Raw genomic sequence first — 22,259 nt, forward strand, 5'->3', positions numbered from 1 at the left:
ATGTTCATGGAGGTTTTGCAATCGTGGCGACGATAAAAGATGTTGCAGAAAAGGCGGGGTATTCCATCTCGACGGTTTCCCGCGTATTAAATAACGACGAAAGCCTGTCCGTACCCGATGAGACGCGGGAGAAAATATTTGAAGTGGCGGAAAGCCTGAACTACCGCAAAAAAACGATCAGAACACTGGTAAAAAACATCGCGTTTCTGTACTGGCTGACGGATAAAGAGGAACTCGAAGACGTGTATTTTAAAACGATGAGGCTGGAAATCGAGAAGCTCGCAAAGCAATTCAACGTTGAACTGACGACGTATAAAATTTCGGGGGGTATTGACGCCATCCCCGAAAACATTGAAGGATTCATTGCGGTCGGATCATTTTCAGATGATGAATTAACCCGGTTAAGGCAGATGACGCCTCACGGAGTATTTATCGATTCGACGCCGGATCCGAATCATTTTGATTCAGTCAGGCCGGACTTAAAGCAGATGACGAGGAAAACGGTGGACTTTCTTATCGAAAAAGGGCATGAAAAGATCGGCTTTATCGGAGGCACGTACCACAATCCCAATACCGATGAAGACGAAATGGATGTAAGGGAACGAACGTTTCGCGATTATATGAGGGAAAAAGGGCTCTTGGAGGAAGGCTTTATTTTTTGCCGCAGGGGATTTTCGGTGGAAAACGGCTACCATCTGATGGATAAAGCGGTTGAAACATTGGGCGAAAAGCTGCCGACGGCCTTCTTTACAGCGGCGGATCCGATCGCCGTAGGCTGCCTTCAGGCTTTAAATGAAAAAGGGGTCGCCATCCCGGGCAGGGTGAGCGTCATCAGCATCAACAACATCAGTGTGGCGAAATACGTATCTCCGCCGCTGACGACATTCCATATCGATATTAAAGAACTTTGCAAAAACGCCATTGAATTGCTTCTTGAACAAATACTTGAAAAGAGAAAAGCTGTAAAAACGCTATATATCGGTGCAGAACTGGTGGTCAGGAAAAGCACCAATTAAAAAAAGGCGCGGGCTGTTCATAAGCCGCGCCTTTTTCGTAAAATATTTTACTATAGTCAGTAAAATAATTGTTTACACTTTTTCTTAGACATGCTATATTGTTTTTGTGAAACGCTTTCAATCCAATAAAAGGAATGAGACAAATGATGAATATGAAAAAATATGTTGGAATCAGCAGTGTGATTGCTCTCAGTTTGTCTTTAACTGCCTGCGGACCTAAAGAGAGCAGCAATGAAGCATCAGGCTCGAAGCAAAAGGAACTCGTGGTCTGGGAAGATAAAGAAAAAAGCGAAGGCATTAAAGATGCCGTTGCCCAGTTTGAAAAAGAGCACGGCGTATCTGTCAAAGTCGTGGAAAAGCCTTACGCAAAGCAGATCGAAGATTTGCGGATGGATGGACCGGCAGGAACGGGGCCTGATGTGTTAACGATGCCTGGAGATCAAATCGGAACAGCGGTAACGGAAGGTTTGATCAAGGAATTAAAGGTGGACAAAGAGATCCAATCGATCTATACGGAACCGGCAATGAGATCCCAGGTGACAAACGGTAAGGTCTACGGCCTGCCGAAAGCGGTCGAAACGACGATGCTCTACTATAATAAAGATTTGATTTCTGAAAAAGAACTGCCGAAAACGCTGGATGAATGGTATGAGTATTCGAAAAAAACGGCTGACGGCAAAAAATTCGGCTTCCTGGCGCTGTTTGACCAGATTTATTATGCACAGAGCGTCATGGGAGGATACGGCGGCTACATTTTTAAGAGCCATGCAGACGGCACTTATGATCCGGCTGATCTCGGCTTGAATAACAAAGGTGCAGTTGAAGGAGCCGAGTACATTCAGAAGTTTTATCAAGAAGGGCTGTTCCCTGCCGGAATTATTGGGGAGCAAGGCATCAATGTGCTGGAATCGCTGTTTACGGAAGGAAAAGCAGCAGCGATCATTTCTGGTCCGTGGAATCTGGAACCGTTCAAAAAAGCGGGCATCGACTACGGGGTTGCCAAGCTGCCTAAGCTGTCCAACGGCAAACATATGAGTTCTTTTGTCGGCGTGAAGAGCTACAATGTAAGCGCTTATTCGAAGAATGCCGATCTAGCGGAAGAATTAGCCGTCTTTCTCGCCAATAAAGAAAACTCAAAGAAGAGATATGAGATCACAAAAGAAGTTCCCGCTGTCAAAGAACTGGCGGATGATCCTGCCGTCACAAAAAGCGAAGCGGCTCAAGCTGTTGCCGAGCAATCTCAGTACTCAGAGTTGACGCCGAATATTCCTGAGATGAATGAAGTATGGACGCCGGCGGATGCGGCTCTGCAAACGATCGCAACCGGAAAAGCGGAACCGAAAAAAGCGCTTGATCAAGCCGCGGAAACGATACAAGGACAGATCAAAGCGAAGCACAGCGGCAGCAAATAAGCCGCAGCATTGGTGTCAAACTTGTCTTAAGTTTGGCGCCATTTATGATCAGGACGTCCATATAAAGAGGTGAAAGAGAAGGTGCAGCATCGCAAAAAAGCTTTACTATTATCAATCATTCCCGGTTTGGGGCAATTCTACAATAAACAATGGATAAAGGGTCTGTTATTCCTTCTTTTAGGCGTCTCGTTCTTTGCGGTTTTTGGCGATTTGCTGAATATGGGGCTGTGGGGCCTGTTTACGCTTGGAACCGAAGTGCCGCGCGATAACTCGATTTTTCTATTGGCAGAAGGCATCATCGCCGTGATTGTCACCGGTTTTGGGCTGGCTGTCTATTACGCCAATTTGCGGGATGCCTACCAAAACGGAAAGCGGCGCGATGAACAAAAGGAGCTCAGTTCACTCAAGGAACAATATCATAATTTAATGGCTCAGGGATATCCGTATCTCATCAGCGGACCATCACTGTTCATTTTGATTTTCGCCGTTGTTTTTCCGATTTTGTTCAGCTTTGCATTAGCTTTTACAAATTATAACCTCTACCATTCTCCGCCTGCCCACCTTGTCGATTGGGTAGGGCTTAAAACGTTTTCCGAAATTTTCACCGTTGATATTTGGCGGTCGACCTTTTTGGATGTTTTAGCTTGGACCATTGTCTGGACGCTTGTCGCTTCTACGCTCCAAGTCGGGTTGGGAATTTTGTTGGCGGTTGTCGTCAATCAGAAGGAAGTCCGCTTCAAGAAATTTTTCCGGACGATTCTGGTTTTGCCTTGGGCCGTGCCCGGCTTTGTTACCATTCTTGTGTTTGCCGGCCTCTTTAATGACAGCTTCGGTGCATTCAATCATCAAATCCTCGCCGCATTCGGCATCGATCCGATTCCCTGGATGACGAATGCCAATTGGACGAAGCTGGCGCTTATCCTCATGCAGGGGTGGCTCGGTTTTCCTTATGTGTTTATTGTGACGACCGGTGTTCTGCAGTCGATTCCGGACGACCTGTATGAAGCGGCGACAATTGACGGCGCGTCCGCGTTTTCGAAATTCAGGCATATCACAATGCCGCTGATTTTAATCGCAATGGCGCCGATTATCATCACGCAATTCACTTTTAACTTTAATAACTTCAACATTATCTATCTATTCAATGGAGGCGGTCCGGCTGTTCCCGGGTCAACAGCGGGAGGAACCGACATTCTGGTGTCCTGGATTTACAAATTGACGATGCAGTCGAGCCAGTACTCTTTAGCCGCCGCATTGACGATCCTGCTGTCGGTCTTTGTCATCTCGATCGCGCTGTGGCAGTTCAGACGGACAAATTCTTTCAAAGAGGGGGCTTAACATATGAAGAAAAGAAGATTCTTTCGGCTCCTTCTGACCTATTCTCTGTTGGTTTTTATGACAGCCGTTATCATATATCCTCTGCTTTGGACGGTGGGAGCCAGCTTTAATCCCGGCAACAGTTTGGTCAGTACTTCTATCATTCCGGCAAATCCGACATTGGATCACTATAGAGAATTATTTGCAGGAAAAGAGAGCCTTCAATACGGGCAATGGTATATAAACTCGCTGAAAATCAGCATCTTTACGATGATCGGATCAATCATCAGTGTTTCTTTTACAGCTTATGCTTTTTCACGGTTTCGTTTTAAAGGTAGAAAAAACGCTTTAGTTTTATTCATGCTGCTGCAAATGATTCCTCAATTTTCGGCTTTGGTTGCGCTCTTCGTTTTAGCGCAGATGCTCGGAATGATGAACAGCCATTGGCTGCTGATTTTGCTGTACATCGGCGGGCTTATACCGATGAACACGTATTTGATGAAGGGGTATATGGATTCCATTCCCATCGATTTGGATGAGAGCGCTAAGATTGACGGCGCTAGCAATACAAGGATTTTTCTGCAGATTATTATGCCGCTATCCAAACCGATGATCGCGGTCGTCGCCATGAACGGATTCACCGGACCGCTCGGGGATTTCGTTTTGTCTTCGACCATATTGCGGACGCCGGAGTCGTATACATTGCCGATCGGTTTATACAATTTAGTCAATGAAGTCATGGGAGCCAGCTATACGACGTTTGCCGCCGGCGCCATTTTGATCAGCATTCCGGTAGCCGTCATCTTTATCATGCTGCAAAAGAACTTTGTATCAGGGTTGACGGCAGGCGGAACGAAAGGATAGTCCGAGAAGAATATGGTCTAAAAAAGGAGAGTATTATGCCAAAAATTTATACGACACAAGCAAAATACATGCTTCACGGGGGAGACTACAATCCGGATCAATGGCTTGACCGTCCGGATATTCTTGCAGATGATATCAAGCTGATGAAGCTTGCCCATACGAATACATTTTCAGTGGGGATTTTTTCATGGAGCGCTCTTGAGCCGGAGGAAGGCGTCTATACGTTTGAATGGCTGGATGATATGTTTGAGAACATTCACCGGAACGGCGGACGGATTATAATGGCGACACCGAGCGGCGCCCGTCCTGCTTGGCTGTCGCAAAAATATCCGGAAGTGCTGCGCGTCAATGCGGAACGTGTCAAACAGCTGCATGGCGGAAGGCACAATCATTGCTTCACTTCATACGTATACCGTGAAAAAACGAGAAAGATCAACCGCTTGCTGGCTGAAAGGTACGGCAGCCATCCTGCCCTTTTGATGTGGCATGTCTCCAACGAATACGGAGGAGAATGCCATTGTCATCAATGCCAGCACGCTTTTAGAGACTGGCTGAAAAAGAAGTACAACAATGATCTTAAATCTTTGAATGATGCATGGTGGACGCCTTTTTGGAGCCATACCTTCAACGATTGGTCACAGATTGAATCGCCGTCTCCGATCGGTGAAAATGCGGTGCACGGCTTGAATTTGGACTGGCGCCGCTTCGTCACTGATCAGACGATCTCTTTCTTTCAAAATGAAATCGTTCCGTTGAAGGAAATCACGCCGAATATTCCGATTACGACCAACTTTATGGCTGACACGCATGATCTCATTCCATTTCAAGGGCTGGACTACAGCAAGTTTGCCAAGCATCTGGACGTGATCAGCTGGGACGCGTATCCCGCCTGGCACAATGATTGGGAAAGCACAGCTGATTTGGCCATGAAAGTCGGCTTTATCAATGATTTGTACCGCAGCCTGAAACAGCAGCCGTTTCTTTTAATGGAATCGACGCCAAGCGCTGTCAATTGGCACAATTTTAATAAAGCGAAACGGCCGGGGATGCATCTCTTGTCTTCTATGCAGATGATCGCCCACGGATCTGACAGCATTCTCTATTTTCAATGGCGGAAATCCCGCGGCTCATCGGAAAAATTTCACGGTGCGGTTGTCGGCCATGACAATTGTTCCGAGAACCGCGTATTTAAAGAAGTGGCAAAAGTGGGGCAAACCCTTGATGAACTGTCTGAAGTCGTCGGAACGACCCGGCCCGCGAATGTCGCGATCCTCTATGATTGGGAAACCCATTGGGCGCTCGAAGATGCACAAGGATTCGGGATGAAAACCAAGCGGTATCCCCAAACCTTGCACGAGCACTACCGCGCGTTTTGGGAGCGTGATATTCCAGTCGACGTGATTACGAAGGAACAGGATTTTTCGCCGTACCGGCTGCTGATCGTTCCGATGCTTTACTTAGCAAGTGAAGAAACAATCGCGCGTTTAAAAGCCTTTGCTGCAAACGGGGGCACATTGGTGATGACGTATATTAGCGGAATCGTCAACGAATCTGACCTGACCTATTTAGGCGGATGGCCGCAAGATCTGCAAGAGATGTTTGGCATGGAACCTGTTGAAACCGATACGCTCTATCCGGGCGACAAAAATAGGGTCCGTTATCAAAACCGGTCCTATGAGCTGAAAGATTATGCGACCGTGCTGAAGCTGGATACGGCAGATCCCGTGGGATTCTATGAGGACGATTTTTATGCGGACACGCCGGCTGTTACAAGCCATTCATACAAACAGGGGAAGACGTACTATATCGGTGCGCGCTTAAGCAGCCAATTTCATCGGGATTTTTATGAAACATTGATCAAAGAGCTATCGATTCAACCGGCTTTTGACGTGAAACATCAGCCTGGCGTCTCCGTTCAAGTCAGACAGGATGAAGAAAATGATTATATTTTCATCATGAATTTCACAGAAAAACGCCAGCCCGTCGTGTTGGAGTCGGCCGTAAAAGATATGCTGACCGGAGAAACGCTGACCGGCGAAATCACATTGGAAAAATATGAAGCCAGAATAGCGGTAAAAACAAAAAAATAAGCCCGGGGGACATCCGCTTTAATGTGGGTGTTTCTCTTGAAAAAATAATGAAAGCGTTTTCTGTTTGGCGTGTGTCAATCATGAAAGGGGAGAAGCGAGATTCATGAAAAACGTGGTGGCTGTTTTTGTGGTGCTGATTGTTGTTTTGGGCGCACTTGGAACCGGCGGTCCGGCGGAAGCCGCCAGAGGTTCCAAGGCGGCAGAAAGCGGCCTTTTTGTCGAAAAGGTTTCAGGGCTTCACAAGGATTTTATAAAAGGGGTTGATGTTTCGAGTATCATCGCTTTGGAAGAGAGCGGCGTCGCCTTTTACAATGAATCCGGAAAGAAACAGGATATATTCAAAACGCTGAAAGAAGCAGGCGTCAATTATGTCCGGGTGCGCATCTGGAATGATCCCTATGATGCCAACGGCAATGGCTATGGAGGGGGCAATAATGATCTGAAAAAAGCGATTCAGATCGGAAAACGGGCCACTGCCAACGGAATGAAGCTGCTGGCGGATTTCCACTATTCCGATTTCTGGGCGGACCCGGCGAAACAGAAAGCGCCAAAAGCATGGGCAAACCTAAACTTTGAAGATAAAAAAACGGCGCTTTACCAATATACAAAACAAAGCCTTGAAGCGATGAAAGCAGCGGGGATCAACGTCGGCATGGTGCAGGTCGGAAACGAAACAAACGGGGGTCTTGCCGGTGAAACGGACTGGGCGAAGATGAGCCAATTATTCAATGCGGGGAGCCAAGCGGTCCGGGAGACGGATTCGAATATTTTAGTCGCCTTGCATTTTACCAATCCGGAGACGTCCGGCAGGTACGCTTGGATTGCCGAGACGCTTCACCGGCACCATGTCGACTATGATGTATTTGCAAGCTCGTATTATCCATTTTGGCATGGCACACTGAAGAATCTAACATCCGTCCTGACATCTGTCGCGGATACGTACGGCAAAAAGGTCATGGTAGCCGAGACATCTTATACGTATACGGCTGAAGACGGAGACGGACACGAAAATACAGCCCCTAAAAACGGTCAAACGCTCAATTACCCGGTCACCGTTCAAGGACAGGCGAACGCGGTCCGTGATGTGATTCAAGCGGTCAGCGATGTAGGAGAAGCTGGAATCGGCGTTTTCTATTGGGAACCGGCTTGGATTCCAGTAGGACCGGCACGCCAGCTTGAGAAAAATAAATCGCTTTGGGAGACATACGGATCAGGCTGGGCCACAAGCTATGCCGCTGAATACGACCCGGAAGACGCAGGAAAGTGGTTTGGCGGCAGCGCCGTAGACAATCAGGCATTGTTTGATTTTAAAGGACGTCCATTGCCTTCTCTGAATGTATTTAAGTATGTTGATACGGGAACACCATTCAAAAATTGACTTGCAGCTGAATTCTTGGATGAAGGCGAACGCCGTTTGCCGGAAAGCGGTTTAAAGCAGAATGAAAAAAGGCCGGATGATATCCGGCTTTTTTTCGTGAAAGGACAGTCAGAAAGCGTAATTAAAATGTTTTCATTCAATTGACAGAAAGATAGGGTCCGCTTAACCAGCGGTTACCGTTTGAAATGCATCTTCTACAGATACGTATTCATATCCAAGGTCGCGCGCGACGGCCTTGTAGGTAATGCTTCCGTTTGCAACGTTGACGCCGAGAGCGAGCGCCTGATTTTCGGCGACTGCTTGTTCAACGCCTTTATTTGCGATTTGCAAAGCGTAAGGCATAGTGACGTTTGTTAAGCCGATCGTTGAAGTACGGGGAACGGCTCCCGGCATATTGGCGACTGCATAATGGACAACGCCGTGCTTCGTATAAGTCGGATCGTCATGCGTAGTGATCTTATCAACCGTTTCAATAATGCCGCCCTGGTCAATCGCCACGTCTACAACAACTGAGCCTGGGGACATCGACTGAATCATCTCTTCTGTGACAAGTTTCGGCGCTTTTGCACCAGGGATTAAGACGGCGCCGATGACAAGGTCAGAGTCTTTTACGGCTTCCGCAATGTTGAGCGGGTTGGACATAAGCGTTTGAATGTCTTTGCCGAACTGGTCATCGAGCTGGCGGAGGCGCTCAGCGCTCAAATCGATCAAAGTGACGTCAGCGCCAAGTCCGACTGCGATTTTGGCAGCGTTCGTACCGACTACTCCGCCGCCGATGATCGTAACCTTGCCGCGTTTTACCCCGGGTACGCCTGATAACAGGATGCCTTTGCCGCCTTTTGATTTCTCAAGAAATTGCGCGCCGATCTGTGAAGCCATGCGTCCGGCGACTTCACTCATTGGAGTCAGGAGCGGAAGCGTCCGGTTCACTTCGACCGTTTCGTAGGCGATGGCTGTGACGCCGCTGTCCACAAGCGCTTTCGCAAGCTCAGGCTCTGCTGCTAAGTGCAGATACGTAAATAAAACAAGTCCTTTTCGGAAATAGCCGTATTCAGAGCTGATCGGCTCTTTCACCTTCATGACCATATCCGCTTTTGCCCATACATCCTTCGCTTCAACCAAAATGTCTGCCCCGGCTGCTTTGTAGTCAGCATCCTCAAAGCCGCTTCCAAGTCCGGCTCCCTGTTCGATTAAAACTTGATGACCGCTTTTTTTAAGCGCGACTACTCCGGCCGGCGTAATGGCTACACGGTTCTCATTGTTTTTAATTTCTTTCGGAATTCCAATGATCATGATGTCGTCCCCCTCAAATGAAATATGATTCTACCGCTAGTATAAATCTCTGAACCGGCAAGAGCATCGTGTGTAAAATTAAAAATGTAAGCGCTTTTTTGTGAAATTTAACAAATTGGTGAACGTTGAATGAAGTGAAAGGATTGATATGAGGAGTTATCTATTAAAATTTTTTTCTTTAAAAAATAGTTTTGTTAAAAAAACAAATGTAAGCGATTACATTTTGTGTCGTTTCACAAACATAACCATATTTCGTTGTGATAGAATATCTCTTGCAGCTATGAAAGCGTTATCTTTGTTGGGAGTGAGTCATATGGATATCTTAGAAATACTAGGCAAGATTAATAAGGTATTATGGGGGCCGCCCAGTTTAATTTTATTATTTGGGACAGGCTTATTTTTAACGTTTGTTTTAAAAGGACTGCAATTTCGCCGCCTGATCTATGCGTTTAAGATCGGATTTGGCAAGGAAGACAGCAAAGACGCAGCTGCCGAAGGGGATGTGAGCCATTTTAAAGCTTTAATGACAGCGCTTGCCGCCACGATCGGAAACGGAAATATCGCAGGTGTCGCGACGGCATTGACACTCGGCGGACCGGGTTCGATCTTCTGGATGTGGGTTGTCGGGCTGTTGGGCATGGCAACGAAATACGCGGAAGCCTTGCTTGCTGTTAAATTCCGCGTAAAAAATGAAAAAGGGGAATATTCAAGCGGGCCGATGTATTATATCGAACGCGGACTCGGACGCAGATTTAAAGGACTCGCCATCGCTTTTGCGCTGTTTGGAGCTTTTGCCGCTTTGGGGATAGGCAACAGCGTCCAATCCAATACGATTGCCGATATTACAAAGAACAGCTTCGGTATCGAAAACTGGGTGACAGGGCTGATTCTCGTCATTCTTGTCAGCGTCATCATCTTCGGCGGCATCCAGCGGATCAGCACGGTTGCCAGCTTCTTTGTGCCGATCATGGCTTTTCTTTATATGGGCGGGGCGATCTTGATTCTGATTTTGAATTATGACAAGATTATTCCGGCTTTTGAGCTGATTTTCTATTATGCTTTCCACCCTGTGGCAGCAGCCGGCGGTTTCCTTGGAATTGCCGTATCTGAAGCCGTTCGGAACGGGGTGTCCCGCGGCATTTTTTCAAACGAAGCAGGCCTTGGGACGGCTGCGCTAATCGCCGGAAATGCGCGTGCAGATCATCCGGTAAAACAGGCGCTCGTCGCAATGACCGGGACATTTATCGTTACGATCGTGGTGTGTACGATGACCGGTTTAACCCTTATTATTACCGGTTTCTGGGATCCGTCTGGCGGCTTGATATCCGGCGTGGCCCATAATGCCAGCCTTGAAGGCGGGGCATTGACGAGCGCGGCATTTGCCTCAGTACTCGGCGCGGCAGGCGAATATATTGTGTCGCTGTCGGTGATTTTCTTTGGGTTCTCTACAATTGTCGGCTGGTATGTTTACGGAGAAAAATGCTTCGAGTATTTGGCCGGTTCCAAAGGAATTGCGGGCTACAGGCTGGTCTACATCCTCGCCTGCGGCATCGGGACGGTCGCCAACCTCGTCACCGTCTGGGCATTTGCCGATATGGCGAATGCACTGATGATGATTCCAAACCTGATCGCCATCCTGCTGCTTTGGAAAGTTATCAAAGCAGAGACAAATGATTATTTTCATCACTTCTATGAACATACCAAATCGGCGGGTCCGCCAAGTAAACCAATTCATTAATCAATTAAAAGCTCTGCCTTCCAGGCAGAGCTTTTTCTTTGTTTACAATCATACAAGATCTCAAATTTTGACGAAAAATGTCGATACTATGAAATGAAGAAGATCTTTAATTTGAAAATTGCATTTTATCATTGATGACATAAAGGAGAAAGGATCACCATCATGAAAGTAAAAACAAAACTGCTGGGAATTATATCGATTTTAGTCGTTTCCATTATTGGAATCGGAGGTTCCTCTGTTTTTATGATTTCTTCTACGGTGAAAAAGAATGAAGAACTTAAGGACAAGATGGAATTTCAAAAAGAGATTAAGCATATTCAATATCGTCTGACCGGTTTGTCGAATGATGAAAGAGGCCTTATTATGACCGGAGATAATGAATACAGTGAAGGAATGAAGGACAAGGCCGACGATGTTTTAAAGAGTCTTGACCGCGCAGGAAAACTGATCCGGGAAGACACATACAAAGCGAACGTCGAAGAAATTAAAGAAAATTTTAAGGCTTATTGGGGTTTAAATCAACAAGTTATACAGTCTTACGCTTCAAGCTCTAAAAAAGCTGAATCGATTCATTTCGGAGAGGAAAGAACATTAAGAAAAGAAGTCCTCGATCCGTCTGTCAACCAGCTGGTCGAAAGCCTGGAACAAGAGGTGGAAGATCTGAAAGCAGAGATCAGCGCCAACGGGACGATGAGCGAATGGGTCATCATCACTGTCACAGCAGTATCAGCCATAGTTGGAATTGTCTTGAGTCTGCTGCTCTTGAAGTCTATTCTGGTACCGTTGAGAAGCCTGAATCAGCAGCTTGGGGACATTGCCCACGGTGAGGCGGACTTAACCAAGAAAGTGATCGTCAAAAATAAAGACGAGTTCGGCCAGCTTGCAAATTCTTTCAATGCTTTTGTTCAGTCGCTGACGCAAATTGTGAAGCAGATCAGCAGTTCGTCCGAGCAAGTCGCCGCATCCTCTGAACAGTTGTCGGCAAGCGCGGAGGAATCGAAATCGACCTCCGAACTGATTTCGGAAGAGATGCAGGCGATTGCTGACAGCAATATGACGCAAAGCGAAATGACAGAAAAGAGCTCGGAATCGATTCATGAATTGCTGGACCGTTTATCATCCGTTGCCTCCAATACAGGCAGCATAGCGGATCTGTCGTCTTCGATGAGAGACAAAGCCGAAATCGGCTCCGAATCCGTTCATAAAATGCTCGAGCAAATGAACTTCATTGATAAATCCGTCGACTCAGCCGGCAGCGGCCTCGAGGCGCTCGTGTCCAGCACGGCGGAAATCAGCAACATTTCTTCGCTTATCACCGATATTTCGGAGCAGACGAATTTGCTGGCGCTAAACGCGGCAATTGAAGCAGCAAGAGCGGGAGAACAAGGAAAAGGGTTTGCCGTCGTGGCGGAAGAGGTCCGGAAATTGGCGGACGAAACGAATAAATCGGCGAACCATATTCAATCGTTAGTCACAACGATCCAAAATGAATCGGTAGAAACGGTGAATAATATTAAAGTCGTTCAAGAAAATGTCAGCTCCGGAATCGCTCTGTCCCAGGAGACAACCGGCAATTTCAACGAAATTTTGAACTTGGTGGAACAGGTTGCTTCTCAAATCCAAGAAGTCGCAGCTTCTACTCAGCAGCTGACATCAGGTGTCGAAATGGTTCAAAACACCATTCAAACATTAGCTTCCGGATCACAGGAAACGTCGGCTGGCACAAAAGCGGTTGCTTCCTCAACTCAGGAGCAGCTGGCTTCGATGGAAGAAATCTCTTATGCAGCAGAATCGCTGTCTCAATTGGCTGAAGAACTTCAAACCGTCATCAATCGATTTAAATATTAAGCAGAAAACCCCATCAGGCGATGGGGTTTTAATTGGTTTTCATGGCGGCTATAGCGCCCTCGGGGATTTCCTCTTCGTGTACTTCAGTCAAGCTTCCGGCTTTCGTTCCGTACGCCCATACTTTGATGAAAGCGCCGGGACGCAGTTTTTCGTCCGCCTCTGCTTCAATCTGCTGTTTGTGTCCGCTCGCGTCATATCCGGTTAATGTGTAGTTGTACTTTCCGTTATTCAGCTTTTCTGCATGATCTTCGGCTTTGAGATAATAAGCCTCAGGCTTTCCCTGGCCTTGTATGAAATGATCGGCCAGCGGCACAAGGCCCCCTGTCGCTTTCTGCAGGATAAAAACGCCGGCAATAAAAACGCCGGCAACGGCGATCAGAACCGCGGCAATCAGGCCGCCTGCCCGTGTCTTCATATACCTTCTCCTCTTTCATTCAGTTTGTGAATGGTATTATTTTATAAAAAAGGCGCAAGGAGAAGAAATTGATTCATATTACAGTACAATTACATGATTGTAAGGTAGGACGAATCGCGGCGGCTTTTGTTTATCAGACAGCTTCGTGTCATAATATATCCAAACAAAAGGAGAGACCGAGATGCAAAAAGTGATGATTGTAGAAGACGACCCGAAGATTGCCGATCTGTTAAAATCGCATATTGTCAAATATGGATACAACGTTCATGTCGTGAAAGACTTTGACCGTGTCATCGATGAGTTCAGAAGCACGGCGCCTGATCTTGTTCTGCTTGATATTAATTTGCCGAGCTTTGACGGCTATTACTGGTGCCGGCAAATCCGCCAGGAATCGATTTGCCCTGTCTTGTTTATTTCGGCGCGGACGGGCGAAATGGATCAGGTCATGGCATTGGAAAACGGCGGGGATGACTTTATCACCAAGCCGTTTCACGCCGAAATCGTGATGGCAAAAATACGCAGCCAGCTTCGCAGAGCTTACGGGGAGTATGCAGCAAAAGTGGAGGAACGGCTTCTCGAAAAAGAAGGACTGCGGCTGTATCCGGAAAGACTTGAACTGACATTCGGCGGTCAAACGGCTGCTTTGACGAAAAAAGAAGCCGATATTATCGAAAGCTTAATGGAACGCCACCCGAGGATTTCCGGCCGGGAAGATTTGCTGGCCAAACTGTGGGATGATCAGGCCTATGTGGATGAAAACACGCTTAATGTCAACATTACACGCGTCAGAAAAAAGTTTCAGGAGCTCGGAATTGAAGATGCGGTAGAAACAGTGCGGGGCGCAGGCTACCGCTTGAATATATCCTGGGTGAAGGCGGGAGAGGAATGAAGCTTTTTTTCAAAGAACACTATTTGTTGATTGCCGTGCAAGTGCTGCAGTTTATCACGATGCTGTCGGTGTACTGGCTTGATGGGTATCAGCACATCAGGCCGGCTTTTTATGCCGTTTTTCTCGGCTTTTTCTTTCTTGTCTGCTATCTTTTCTACCATTACTATACGCGCCGGAAGTTCTACAAACGGATGACGAGCGGGCTGGAATCATTGGATGACACCTTCAGGCAATCGAATCAGCCCCAATCCCCTCTTTCAGAAGCGCTTGAACAGCTGCTGAAAAGCCAGTACAGGCAATACCGTCAAGAATTAAAGAAGCTGGAGCTTGGACAAAAAGAGCATTTGACCTTCATGGATCAATGGGTGCACCAAATGAAGACGCCGCTGTCGGTCATCGAACTGACGGCTCAAAATTTGGATGAACCGGAATCATCAAGCATCCGCGAGGAGACCGAACGGATGAAAACGGGCCTCAATACGATTCTCTATATGGCCAGATTGCGGACGATCGAGCAGGATTTCCGGATAAAACCGGTCGCATTGGCGGATATCGTTCACGAGGTCAATCGTGAAAACAAGCGCTTCTATATTCGCAGTCAAGTTTATCCTAAGTTCAAGGAAGTCAAAAAAGGCATCACAGTCGAAACAGATGAAAAGTGGCTGTTTTTCATCATTTCCCAATTTGTCAACAATGCGGTCAAATACTCAGCGGGAAAAAGCAATACGGTTATTATTTCTATTGGTGAAAACGATTCGGAAGCGGTATTGGAAGTGACAGATTTCGGCGCCGGCATCCCGGATACAGATCAAAAGCGGGTATTCGACCCGTTTTTCACAGGAGAAAACGGACGCCGTTTCAGAGAATCAACCGGAATGGGTCTCTATTTGGCAAAAGCGGCGGCTGACCAGCTTGGACACCGGATCGAACTTGACTCACAAGAAGGGCAAGGCACGACAATCCGGCTGATTTTCACGGCTACACAAAACCTTACATCGATGTAATGAAAGTGAAAGAAGAATCGATAGTTCATCAACAAGAAATTTAGGTAAACTGATCACAGATCAAAAGTTAAAGGTGAAAGGGGATCTTGTGATGCTTCAGGTCAAACAAGCCAGTAAGATTTACGAAGGAAAAATTGCGTATCGCGCGTTAACGGATATTAACCTAACGATTGATAAAGGTGAATTCGTCGGCATCATGGGGCCGTCCGGAAGCGGAAAAACGACCCTATTAAATATGATTGCAACGATCGATGAACCGACGACGGGCGAAATATTGATCAGCGGCCAAAACCCGCATGTTCTCAAAAAAGAAAAATTGGCTAAATTTCGCCGCAGAGAGCTGGGATTTGTGTTTCAGGACTTTAATCTTCTGCCGACATTAACCGTTGAAGAAAATATCGTACTTCCTTTGACGCTTGACGGTGAAAAGGTCAGGGAAATGAAGCGGAGGGCAAACGATTTAGCTGAAAAGCTTGGAATTACCCACATTATGAAAAAGCGCACATATGAGATTTCGGGCGGTCAGGCCCAGCGCGCCGCTGTAGCGAGAGCGATGATTCATTCGCCGAAGCTTCTGCTTGCTGATGAGCCGACAGGCAACCTTGATTCAAAGTCATCCAAAGATGTGATGGAAATGCTTGAATCGATCAACCGCAACGAAAAAGCGACCATGATGCTTGTCACGCATGACCCTCAGGCGGCAAGCTATTGCAACCGGGTCGTCTTTATTAAGGATGGAAAGCTGTATTCGGAGATCAACCGCGGCGATAACCGCCAAGCGTTTTTCCAAAAGATTCTCGATACACTGTCCTTGTTGGGAGGGGATGCAAATGACCTTTCGTCAGTTCGCGTTTAACAACGTCATTCGCAACAAAAGGCTGTATGCCGCTTATTTTCTCAGCAGCATGTTTACAGTGATGGTTTTTTTCGCATTCGCGATCTTTGCTTTCCACCCGGTGATGACAAGTGATTCTTTGACCTCCGGCATCGGGCAGCATGTTTCCATTGGCCTGTTAGTCTCCAGCGGCATTATCTTTGTCTTTTCTTTCTTCTTTGTTCTGTACTCAATGAGTTCGTTTCTTCAATCGAGAAAAAAGGAATTCGGCGTTTTAATGATCCAAGGGATGTCTATGCGCCAAATTCGCATGATGGTATTTCTTGAAAATATGCTGATTGGGCTTTTTGCGACAATCGGCGGGATTGTGCTCGGACTTGTCTTCGCCAAATTGATACTGCTCACAGCGGAAAATGTGCTGATTATTGATAACAAGCTCGATTTTTATTTTCCGTTGATGGCGATCATTGTGACGTTTATTTCTTTTAACGGCCTGTTCTTATTTATTTCTTTTCTTGTGTCATTTGTGCTCAGGAGCGAGAAGCTGATTGTTCTGCTAAAAGGAAACAAAATCTCCAAAGGGGAGCCGAAAGCATCTGCCTTGCTTACAGTGGTTGCAGCTGTTCTGCTTACCGGAGGCTATTACACCGCTTTGATTGTCAAGAAAATAGGCGTTCTTGTGGCGATGGTTCCGGTGACGATTGTTGTCATTATCGGCACATATCTGCTGTTTACGCAGCTGAGTGTTTATGTGATCCGCAGGCTCAAAAAACGGGAAAGCCTGTTTTGGCGGAAAACGAATATGATTTTGTTTTCTGATCTGTCTTACCGGATGAAAGACAATGCGCGGACGTTTTTTATGGTGGCCATTATCTCTACTGTCGCGTTCAGTGCGATTGGGACGCTGTATGGTTTCCAAACTCTGCTGACAAACGGAATTAAAGATATGAACCCGCATACGTTCTCGTATAAACCGCCGAAAACAAACAAAGACACCGAACAAGACGTGGCTTTCATCAATGACACGCTAAAAGAACGAAATATCAAAACAGACAAAGCATCAGCTGTCCTTCAATATTTCGATGTCGATGGCCATGACATGCTGATTGTGAAAGAATCTGACTATAACAAGTTTGCCGATCTGGTCGGAGCCGACCACGTCAAGCTTGAAGAAGGGAAAGCCGCAGCTGCCGAGTATGATGTCAAGGTTGGCCTAGAGGGAGAAGACGACCAGCCGCTCCCTTCATCAATCCCTCTTGCAACCGGACAAAAGCTGCAGGCTGACAAAACGGTCCGTTCAAAAGCGTTATCTGAAAACAGTTATTATATTGTGACAGACAAAGATTTCGCACAGTTGAAAAAACCGAAAAGCGAAAACCGGTTCTATGCCTGGCAGGCAAAAGAATCTGACGGCATGGCTTTAGTGAAAGCCGGGGAGGTTCTGCAAAAGAAACTGGATCGGATTTATTTCGCGGCTGTAGATTATGAGGTATATGATATAAGCAAAGGGTATGGCCCGGTATTATTTGTTGGACTGTTTATCGGAATCGTCTTCTTCGTTTCAGCAGGAAGTTTTCTCTACTTCCGCTTGTACACTGATTTGGACGATGATAAGCAGAAATTCAAATCGATTGCCAAAATGGGCTTAACAGACCGGGAACTGCATAAAGTGCTGAACAGGCAGATCGGCATTCTGTTCTTCGCGCCTATCGCTGTTGCCCTTGTCCATGGAGCTGTGGCGCTTACCGCTTTATCGCATGCCTTTCAGTACAACCTCTTCAAGGAATCTGCAATGGTGCTCGGCGTGTTCTTCGCCATCCAGGTTATATATTACTTCATTGTCCGCTTCTACTATACAAAACAGATAAAAGCGGCGATTTAAAAAAGATTAGACTGCGTCTAACCGAAGCTTGTAGAGAAACCTGTGTTTTTCTACAAGCTTTTTTTATACTTGCAGCCGGAAAATTTGGGATAAACATACCTATGTATTTTGCCTCTTTCTTCATTTGGTTGATTATGTTAATTTGATATTATTTCAAATTTGAAAGAGGAGTGATCGATTTGCAGGTAAAAGAAATATTTGTTATTCGCTTTATTTCCTGCTTAAGCGTTGTTTTGCTTCATGCGATATCGATGGTGCTCATGGTGCGGGCGGACATGCTTGGAGATACGGTTTTCCGGGTTGTTGAATCTTTCAGGACGCTTCTGATGTTCAGTACGCCTGCGTTTATTTTTATTTCCGAATTTTTGCTCGCGCATGCTTACCCTGGCGGCGTTCCGGAAGGGTTTTTAAAAAAGCGGTTTAAAACGATTTTCATCCCTTTTCTATTTATCGCTGTTTTGGATGCTTTTATGACCGCTGGTCTGATGATGCAGCAATTTCATGCATCGGTCATTTTAAAAAAACTGTTGGCGAATATTTTCCTGGGGAATTTCATCGGTTATTTCATCCTCGTCATTTTTCAATTTTACTTGTTGCACATGTGCTTCCATTCATTTTTGCAAAAGGCGTCGCCTAAATGGGTGCTTTCGATTTCTTTTGCGGTCACAGCGGCTTATTTGAGCTATTTCACGTTCATTCAACCTCCGGTTGTACAGGAAGAGGCGCCGTTTCCTTTTTCATGGGTGCCGTTTCCCGGCTGGCTCTTTTATTTTTGTTTGGCCTATTATTGCGGCAAAAATTACGAGCGCTTTTTGGCATTGCTGGAACGATACAGGCATGCGGTATATGCAGCGGCTGCTGTGACCGGATGTTTCATTGTAGCGGTTTCCTACTTCGGACAAGACATCGCAGTGACGTCAAAGCGTCCGGATATCCTGCTTTATTCAACAAGCATCATTTTCTTATGCTTTCACCTGTTTTCAAAACTGAAGTCGGTGCCGAAGCTGATCATGATGATCAGCAACTATTCTTTTTCTATTTATTTATTGCACGCTTTTATCCTGATTTTCGGGTTGGTCATTTTAACGAGCTTTGAAAGCATCGGTACGGTTTCGGCTGTTTTGCTCTTGTTTTCGATCTCTACAGGCGTTGCGGTTTTCATATCTTGGGCCGTCAATAAATTGAAGTATGGCTATATGTTTGTCGGAAAAATTTACGTGCCGAAAAAGAGGAGAATCGAGCAAAAAGTGAGCCATCATGCCGGTTAACGACTTAGATTGATAGAGCGAAAAGCCAGAACGGCAGGTTGCACCGCCGGAGCTTTTCGCTTTTTTATATTCTCGCAAAAATGTTCCGGTTTTGACACATCTTCTTTTAAATGGAAGGTGGCTTATTGCCTATAATCATATTATGATAACGATTATCATTTTCATAATGTGGAGGCCTCAACAATGGTTTTAGCTGAATTAAAACAAAAAGAGAGAGCAAGAATCATAGATTTTTCAGAAGTGAATGAACTTGTTCAGCGCAGGCTCATACAGCTCGGGATGAAAGAAGAAGCTGAAATTTGCGTGCAGCGGAAATTGCCGTTTGGCGGACCGTTCATGTTTGAGTCAGGCGGACAGTGCCTCGGCATACGGCTTGAAGAAGCAAAAAAGATCAGGATTGAAAAGCTATGAACAGCCGGCAGATTGCCCTTTTCGGAAATCCGAATACGGGGAAAACGTCATTGTTTAACGCGCTGACAGGCTCCTATGAGTATGTCGGCAACTGGAGTGGGGTGACCGTTGAGAAAAAGGTGGGACTGCTCCGCCATAAACAAGGAATGATGGTCGATCTCCCGGGCGTTTATACATTGAGCCCGCTGTCCCGCGATGAAGGGGTCGTCACTGACTTCCTGCTCAACGAATCATTTTCAGACATATTGAATATTGTCGATGCATCCCAATTAAAGCGGAATTTGCACTTAACTGTGCAGCTCCTCGAATTTGGTCATCCGCTCACAATCGGTTTAAATATGATCGATGTCGCAGGACAGCGAGGCGTCTTCATTGATCATCAAAAGTTGTCTGCAGCGCTAGATGTTCCGGTGATTCCTGTGATTGCCCGCAGCGGCAAAGGGTGTGATGAACTGAGCCGGCATTTGCTTCTTGAAAAAGAAAAGAGAACGAAGCCGCTCGTCATCAATTACGGAAGCACAGTAGAAGAAGCGATTGGCCGGATCGAGTCGATCATACCGGAACGTCCCGGCGTTTTAAAACGGTGGATGGCTCTTCAATATTTGGAAGGCAACTCGAAAATGAAAGAGCAGCTGGAAGACGCGGCCGACAGCGAACGGTTAAAGGAAATTTACGAGGAGACAGAAAAACGCCTTCTTCAGGAACAATCCGCAAAATCGCTGCATCAGCATATTTACAATGAGAGAGAACGATGGATTGACCGCATCATGTCATCCTCTGTTGAATATCAGTCAGACCGAAAACAGACGCTGACTGAACGCGTGGATCAGATCGTTACGCATCCGGTGCTTGGCATTCCGATTTTTTTGTTGTTCATGTATCTCATGTTCATGCTGACGTTTGACTGGCTTGGTGTTCCATTGTCTGATACACTGGACGGTTTCATCGGCGGACCGCTGACGGAATGGACGGCTTCGGCACTGTCGGCAATGGGAGCCAGCCCGTTTATCGAGGCGCTCATTCTCGATGGGATCATTGCCGGTGTCGGCGGTGTCCTCGTTTTCGTCCCGCAGATTTTTATTCTGTTTTTCTTCATTTCGGTGCTCGAAGATTCCGGGTACATGGCGCGTGTGGCCATGGTGATGGACCGTCTGATGGAGGCGATCGGTTTAAACGGTAAAGCCTTTATACCGCTGATCATCGGCTTCGGCTGCAATGTTCCGGGCGTCATGGCTGCACGAACTGTAGAGCAGCCTAAGGAAAGACTTTTGACGATTATGCTGACGCCATTTATGTCCTGTTCGGCAAGACTTCCGGTTTATGCTTTGTTTGCAGGGGCTTTTTTTGCGGCTCATCAGGCTTTCGTCGTCCTGACCTTGTATGTGCTGGGCATTGCTGCGGCGCTGGTGCTGGCGAAGTTTTTATCCTCATCCAAGCTCAAAGAAGAAAAGTCGTTTTTCGTGATTGAACTGCCGCCTTATCGTTTGCCTCAAGCGCGTACATTGTGGCGGGCAACATGGGAAAAGGGCAAAGGTTTCGTCCGCAAAGCCGGGACTTACATTTTTGGCGGTTCTGTCCTCATTTGGCTTTTATCGTATACAGGGCCCGGTGGAACGGGCGTTGAGATGGATGGCAGCTTTTTAGCAATGATTGGCGGAGTGCTCGCACCGTTGTTGATGCCGCTGGGGTTCGGCACATGGCAGGCAGCGGCATCACTATTAACCGGTTTTCTGGCGAAGGAAGTTGTCGTTGCTTCGATGAGCATCATCTATTTCGTACCTGAAGCCCAGCTGCAAGGCATGATGGCTGAGCAATTTACACCGCTGGCCGCTTACGGATTTATGGCTTTCGTTCTTTTATACGTACCATGCCTCGCGACAGTCGCGGTGATTAAAAAAGAAACAAACTCGAAAAAGTGGATGTTCCTGTCCATTGTTTACGGACTGGCCATTGCGTATGCGATCGCGTTCTTGATTTATCAGGGCGGAAGATTGCTTGGGTTATCATAGGAAGGATGTGAGGGCATGTTGTTTAATATCACGATCGGAGCGCTCATCTTCGGTTATGCGGCATGGACGCTTATTAAATTTGTCAGACGAAGCCGGAAAGGAAAATGCGCCGCCTGTGAATTAAATCGTACGTGTCAATCGGCTTGTGATGATGTGAAAAACAGCTGAGGTGCTCAGCTGTTTTTTAGACTTGCATTTCACTCATCAAAGCGAGGGTATTTCCTTCGGTATCTTTAAAGAAGGCCATCCAGGTTTCCGTTTGCTCGATTTTCGCCGCCACATGCGGCTCTATTGGAAAAGAAACGCCTTTTGTAGCGATTTCATTATATACTGCCGGCAAATCTTCAACTTGAAAATAGATGACGGAGCTTGCATGAGCAAATTCATCTTTTTCCGGGAGACTGAGAAGAAGCCGCAGCCCGCCGCACTCAAAGAAAGCCATACGATCTGTCTGAAATAAAAGGGACAAGCCTAATACATCCTGATAAAATGCCACAGCCCGTTCCAGGTCTTGAACCGGTACCCCAATTTGTCCAACCTTTTTGATTCCCATCATGATCCCTCCCTTTTTTGTCATTATTTTCATTTTA

19 protein-coding genes are annotated in these 22,259 nt (G+C 46.5%); 16 read left to right on the forward strand and 3 right to left on the reverse strand.

The annotated features are described in order from the left end of the window. Positions 1–23: 23 nt before the first annotated feature. From M1D90_RS00435 to M1D90_RS00460, 6 genes are all read left to right on the forward strand, one after another. Positions 24–1,016 carry a LacI family DNA-binding transcriptional regulator gene (locus tag M1D90_RS00435; RefSeq protein ID WP_020453577.1) on the forward strand — a complete coding sequence of 331 codons (993 nt, stop codon included), beginning with the start codon at positions 24–26 and terminating at the stop codon, positions 1,014–1,016. 143 nt (positions 1,017–1,159) lie between these two features. Continuing rightward, positions 1,160–2,428 (forward strand): sugar ABC transporter substrate-binding protein, encoded by a 1,269-nt coding sequence (locus M1D90_RS00440; RefSeq protein WP_035400404.1) that lies wholly within the window; start codon positions 1,160–1,162, stop codon positions 2,426–2,428. A gap of 81 nt (positions 2,429–2,509) precedes the next feature. Continuing rightward, positions 2,510–3,766, forward strand: coding sequence for a carbohydrate ABC transporter permease (locus M1D90_RS00445; protein WP_025810524.1), 1,257 nt, complete (start codon positions 2,510–2,512; stop codon positions 3,764–3,766). 3 nt (positions 3,767–3,769) lie between these two features. Then, the gene (locus M1D90_RS00450; protein WP_020453574.1) at positions 3,770–4,609 is read left to right on the forward strand and encodes a sugar ABC transporter permease; all 840 of its coding nucleotides are present in this window, start codon (positions 3,770–3,772) and stop codon (positions 4,607–4,609) included. A gap of 35 nt (positions 4,610–4,644) precedes the next feature. After that, positions 4,645–6,699 (forward strand): beta-galactosidase, encoded by a 2,055-nt coding sequence (locus tag M1D90_RS00455; protein WP_026580391.1) that lies wholly within the window; start codon positions 4,645–4,647, stop codon positions 6,697–6,699. Between the two features lie 103 nt (positions 6,700–6,802). After that, on the forward strand, positions 6,803–8,077 hold the full coding sequence (locus M1D90_RS00460) for an arabinogalactan endo-1,4-beta-galactosidase (protein WP_026580390.1): 1,275 nt from the start codon (positions 6,803–6,805) through the stop codon (positions 8,075–8,077). A gap of 162 nt (positions 8,078–8,239) precedes the next feature. Here the strand turns inward: M1D90_RS00460 and ald are convergent, their stop codons facing one another. Further along, a complete protein-coding gene (ald, locus tag M1D90_RS00465; protein WP_020453571.1) occupies positions 8,240–9,370 on the reverse strand; it encodes an alanine dehydrogenase in 1,131 nt (376 codons plus the stop codon). Between the two features lie 313 nt (positions 9,371–9,683). On the opposite strand from ald, the gene M1D90_RS00470 reads away from it, so the two are divergent. Together M1D90_RS00470 and M1D90_RS00475 are read left to right on the forward strand one after the other, a co-directional pair. After that, the gene (locus M1D90_RS00470; RefSeq protein ID WP_026580389.1) at positions 9,684–11,108 is read left to right on the forward strand and encodes an alanine/glycine:cation symporter family protein; all 1,425 of its coding nucleotides are present in this window, start codon (positions 9,684–9,686) and stop codon (positions 11,106–11,108) included. Positions 11,109–11,270: 162 nt separating this feature from the next. Next, positions 11,271–12,956, forward strand: coding sequence for a methyl-accepting chemotaxis protein (locus M1D90_RS00475; protein WP_026580388.1), 1,686 nt, complete (start codon positions 11,271–11,273; stop codon positions 12,954–12,956). A gap of 28 nt (positions 12,957–12,984) precedes the next feature. Here M1D90_RS00475 and M1D90_RS00480 read toward each other — a convergent pair whose 3' ends face one another. After that, positions 12,985–13,371 (reverse strand): YxeA family protein, encoded by a 387-nt coding sequence (locus tag M1D90_RS00480; RefSeq protein WP_020453568.1) that lies wholly within the window; start codon positions 13,369–13,371, stop codon positions 12,985–12,987. Between the two features lie 181 nt (positions 13,372–13,552). On the opposite strand from M1D90_RS00480, the gene M1D90_RS00485 reads away from it, so the two are divergent. The 8 genes from M1D90_RS00485 to M1D90_RS00520 all read left to right on the forward strand — a co-directional run bounded on the left by M1D90_RS00485 (position 13,553) and on the right by M1D90_RS00520 (position 21,837). Next, complete coding sequence (locus tag M1D90_RS00485; protein WP_023856861.1) at positions 13,553–14,260, forward strand: response regulator transcription factor; 708 nt, start codon at positions 13,553–13,555, stop codon at positions 14,258–14,260. Beyond that, a complete protein-coding gene (locus M1D90_RS00490) occupies positions 14,257–15,264 on the forward strand; it encodes a sensor histidine kinase (protein WP_020453566.1) in 1,008 nt (335 codons plus the stop codon). The genes M1D90_RS00485 and M1D90_RS00490 overlap by 4 nt, the downstream gene beginning before the upstream one ends. Positions 15,265–15,355: 91 nt before the next feature. Continuing rightward, the gene (locus M1D90_RS00495) at positions 15,356–16,120 is read left to right on the forward strand and encodes an ABC transporter ATP-binding protein (protein ID WP_020453565.1); all 765 of its coding nucleotides are present in this window, start codon (positions 15,356–15,358) and stop codon (positions 16,118–16,120) included. Further along, the gene (locus M1D90_RS00500; RefSeq protein WP_020453564.1) at positions 16,095–17,981 is read left to right on the forward strand and encodes an FtsX-like permease family protein; all 1,887 of its coding nucleotides are present in this window, start codon (positions 16,095–16,097) and stop codon (positions 17,979–17,981) included. Before M1D90_RS00495 ends, M1D90_RS00500 begins: the two co-directional genes overlap by 26 nt. A gap of 179 nt (positions 17,982–18,160) precedes the next feature. Then, on the forward strand, positions 18,161–19,249 hold the full coding sequence (locus M1D90_RS00505; protein ID WP_020453563.1) for an acyltransferase family protein: 1,089 nt from the start codon (positions 18,161–18,163) through the stop codon (positions 19,247–19,249). Between the two features lie 183 nt (positions 19,250–19,432). Beyond that, the gene (locus tag M1D90_RS00510; protein WP_020453562.1) at positions 19,433–19,660 is read left to right on the forward strand and encodes a FeoA family protein; all 228 of its coding nucleotides are present in this window, start codon (positions 19,433–19,435) and stop codon (positions 19,658–19,660) included. Next, positions 19,657–21,669, forward strand: a complete 2,013-nt coding sequence (gene feoB, locus M1D90_RS00515) for a ferrous iron transport protein B (RefSeq protein WP_456283059.1) — start codon at positions 19,657–19,659, stop codon at positions 21,667–21,669. Before M1D90_RS00510 ends, feoB begins: the two co-directional genes overlap by 4 nt. Before the next feature lie 15 nt (positions 21,670–21,684). After that, complete coding sequence (locus M1D90_RS00520; protein WP_026580385.1) at positions 21,685–21,837, forward strand: FeoB-associated Cys-rich membrane protein; 153 nt, start codon at positions 21,685–21,687, stop codon at positions 21,835–21,837. 16 nt (positions 21,838–21,853) lie between these two features. On the opposite strand, the gene M1D90_RS00525 is transcribed toward M1D90_RS00520, so the two are convergent. After that, entirely contained in the window at positions 21,854–22,222 is a 369-nt protein-coding gene (locus tag M1D90_RS00525; protein ID WP_101561280.1) for a VOC family protein, read from the reverse strand. Positions 22,223–22,259 lie beyond the last annotated feature (37 nt).

It is taken from the genome of Bacillus sp. JZ34, from assembly GCF_053903205.1.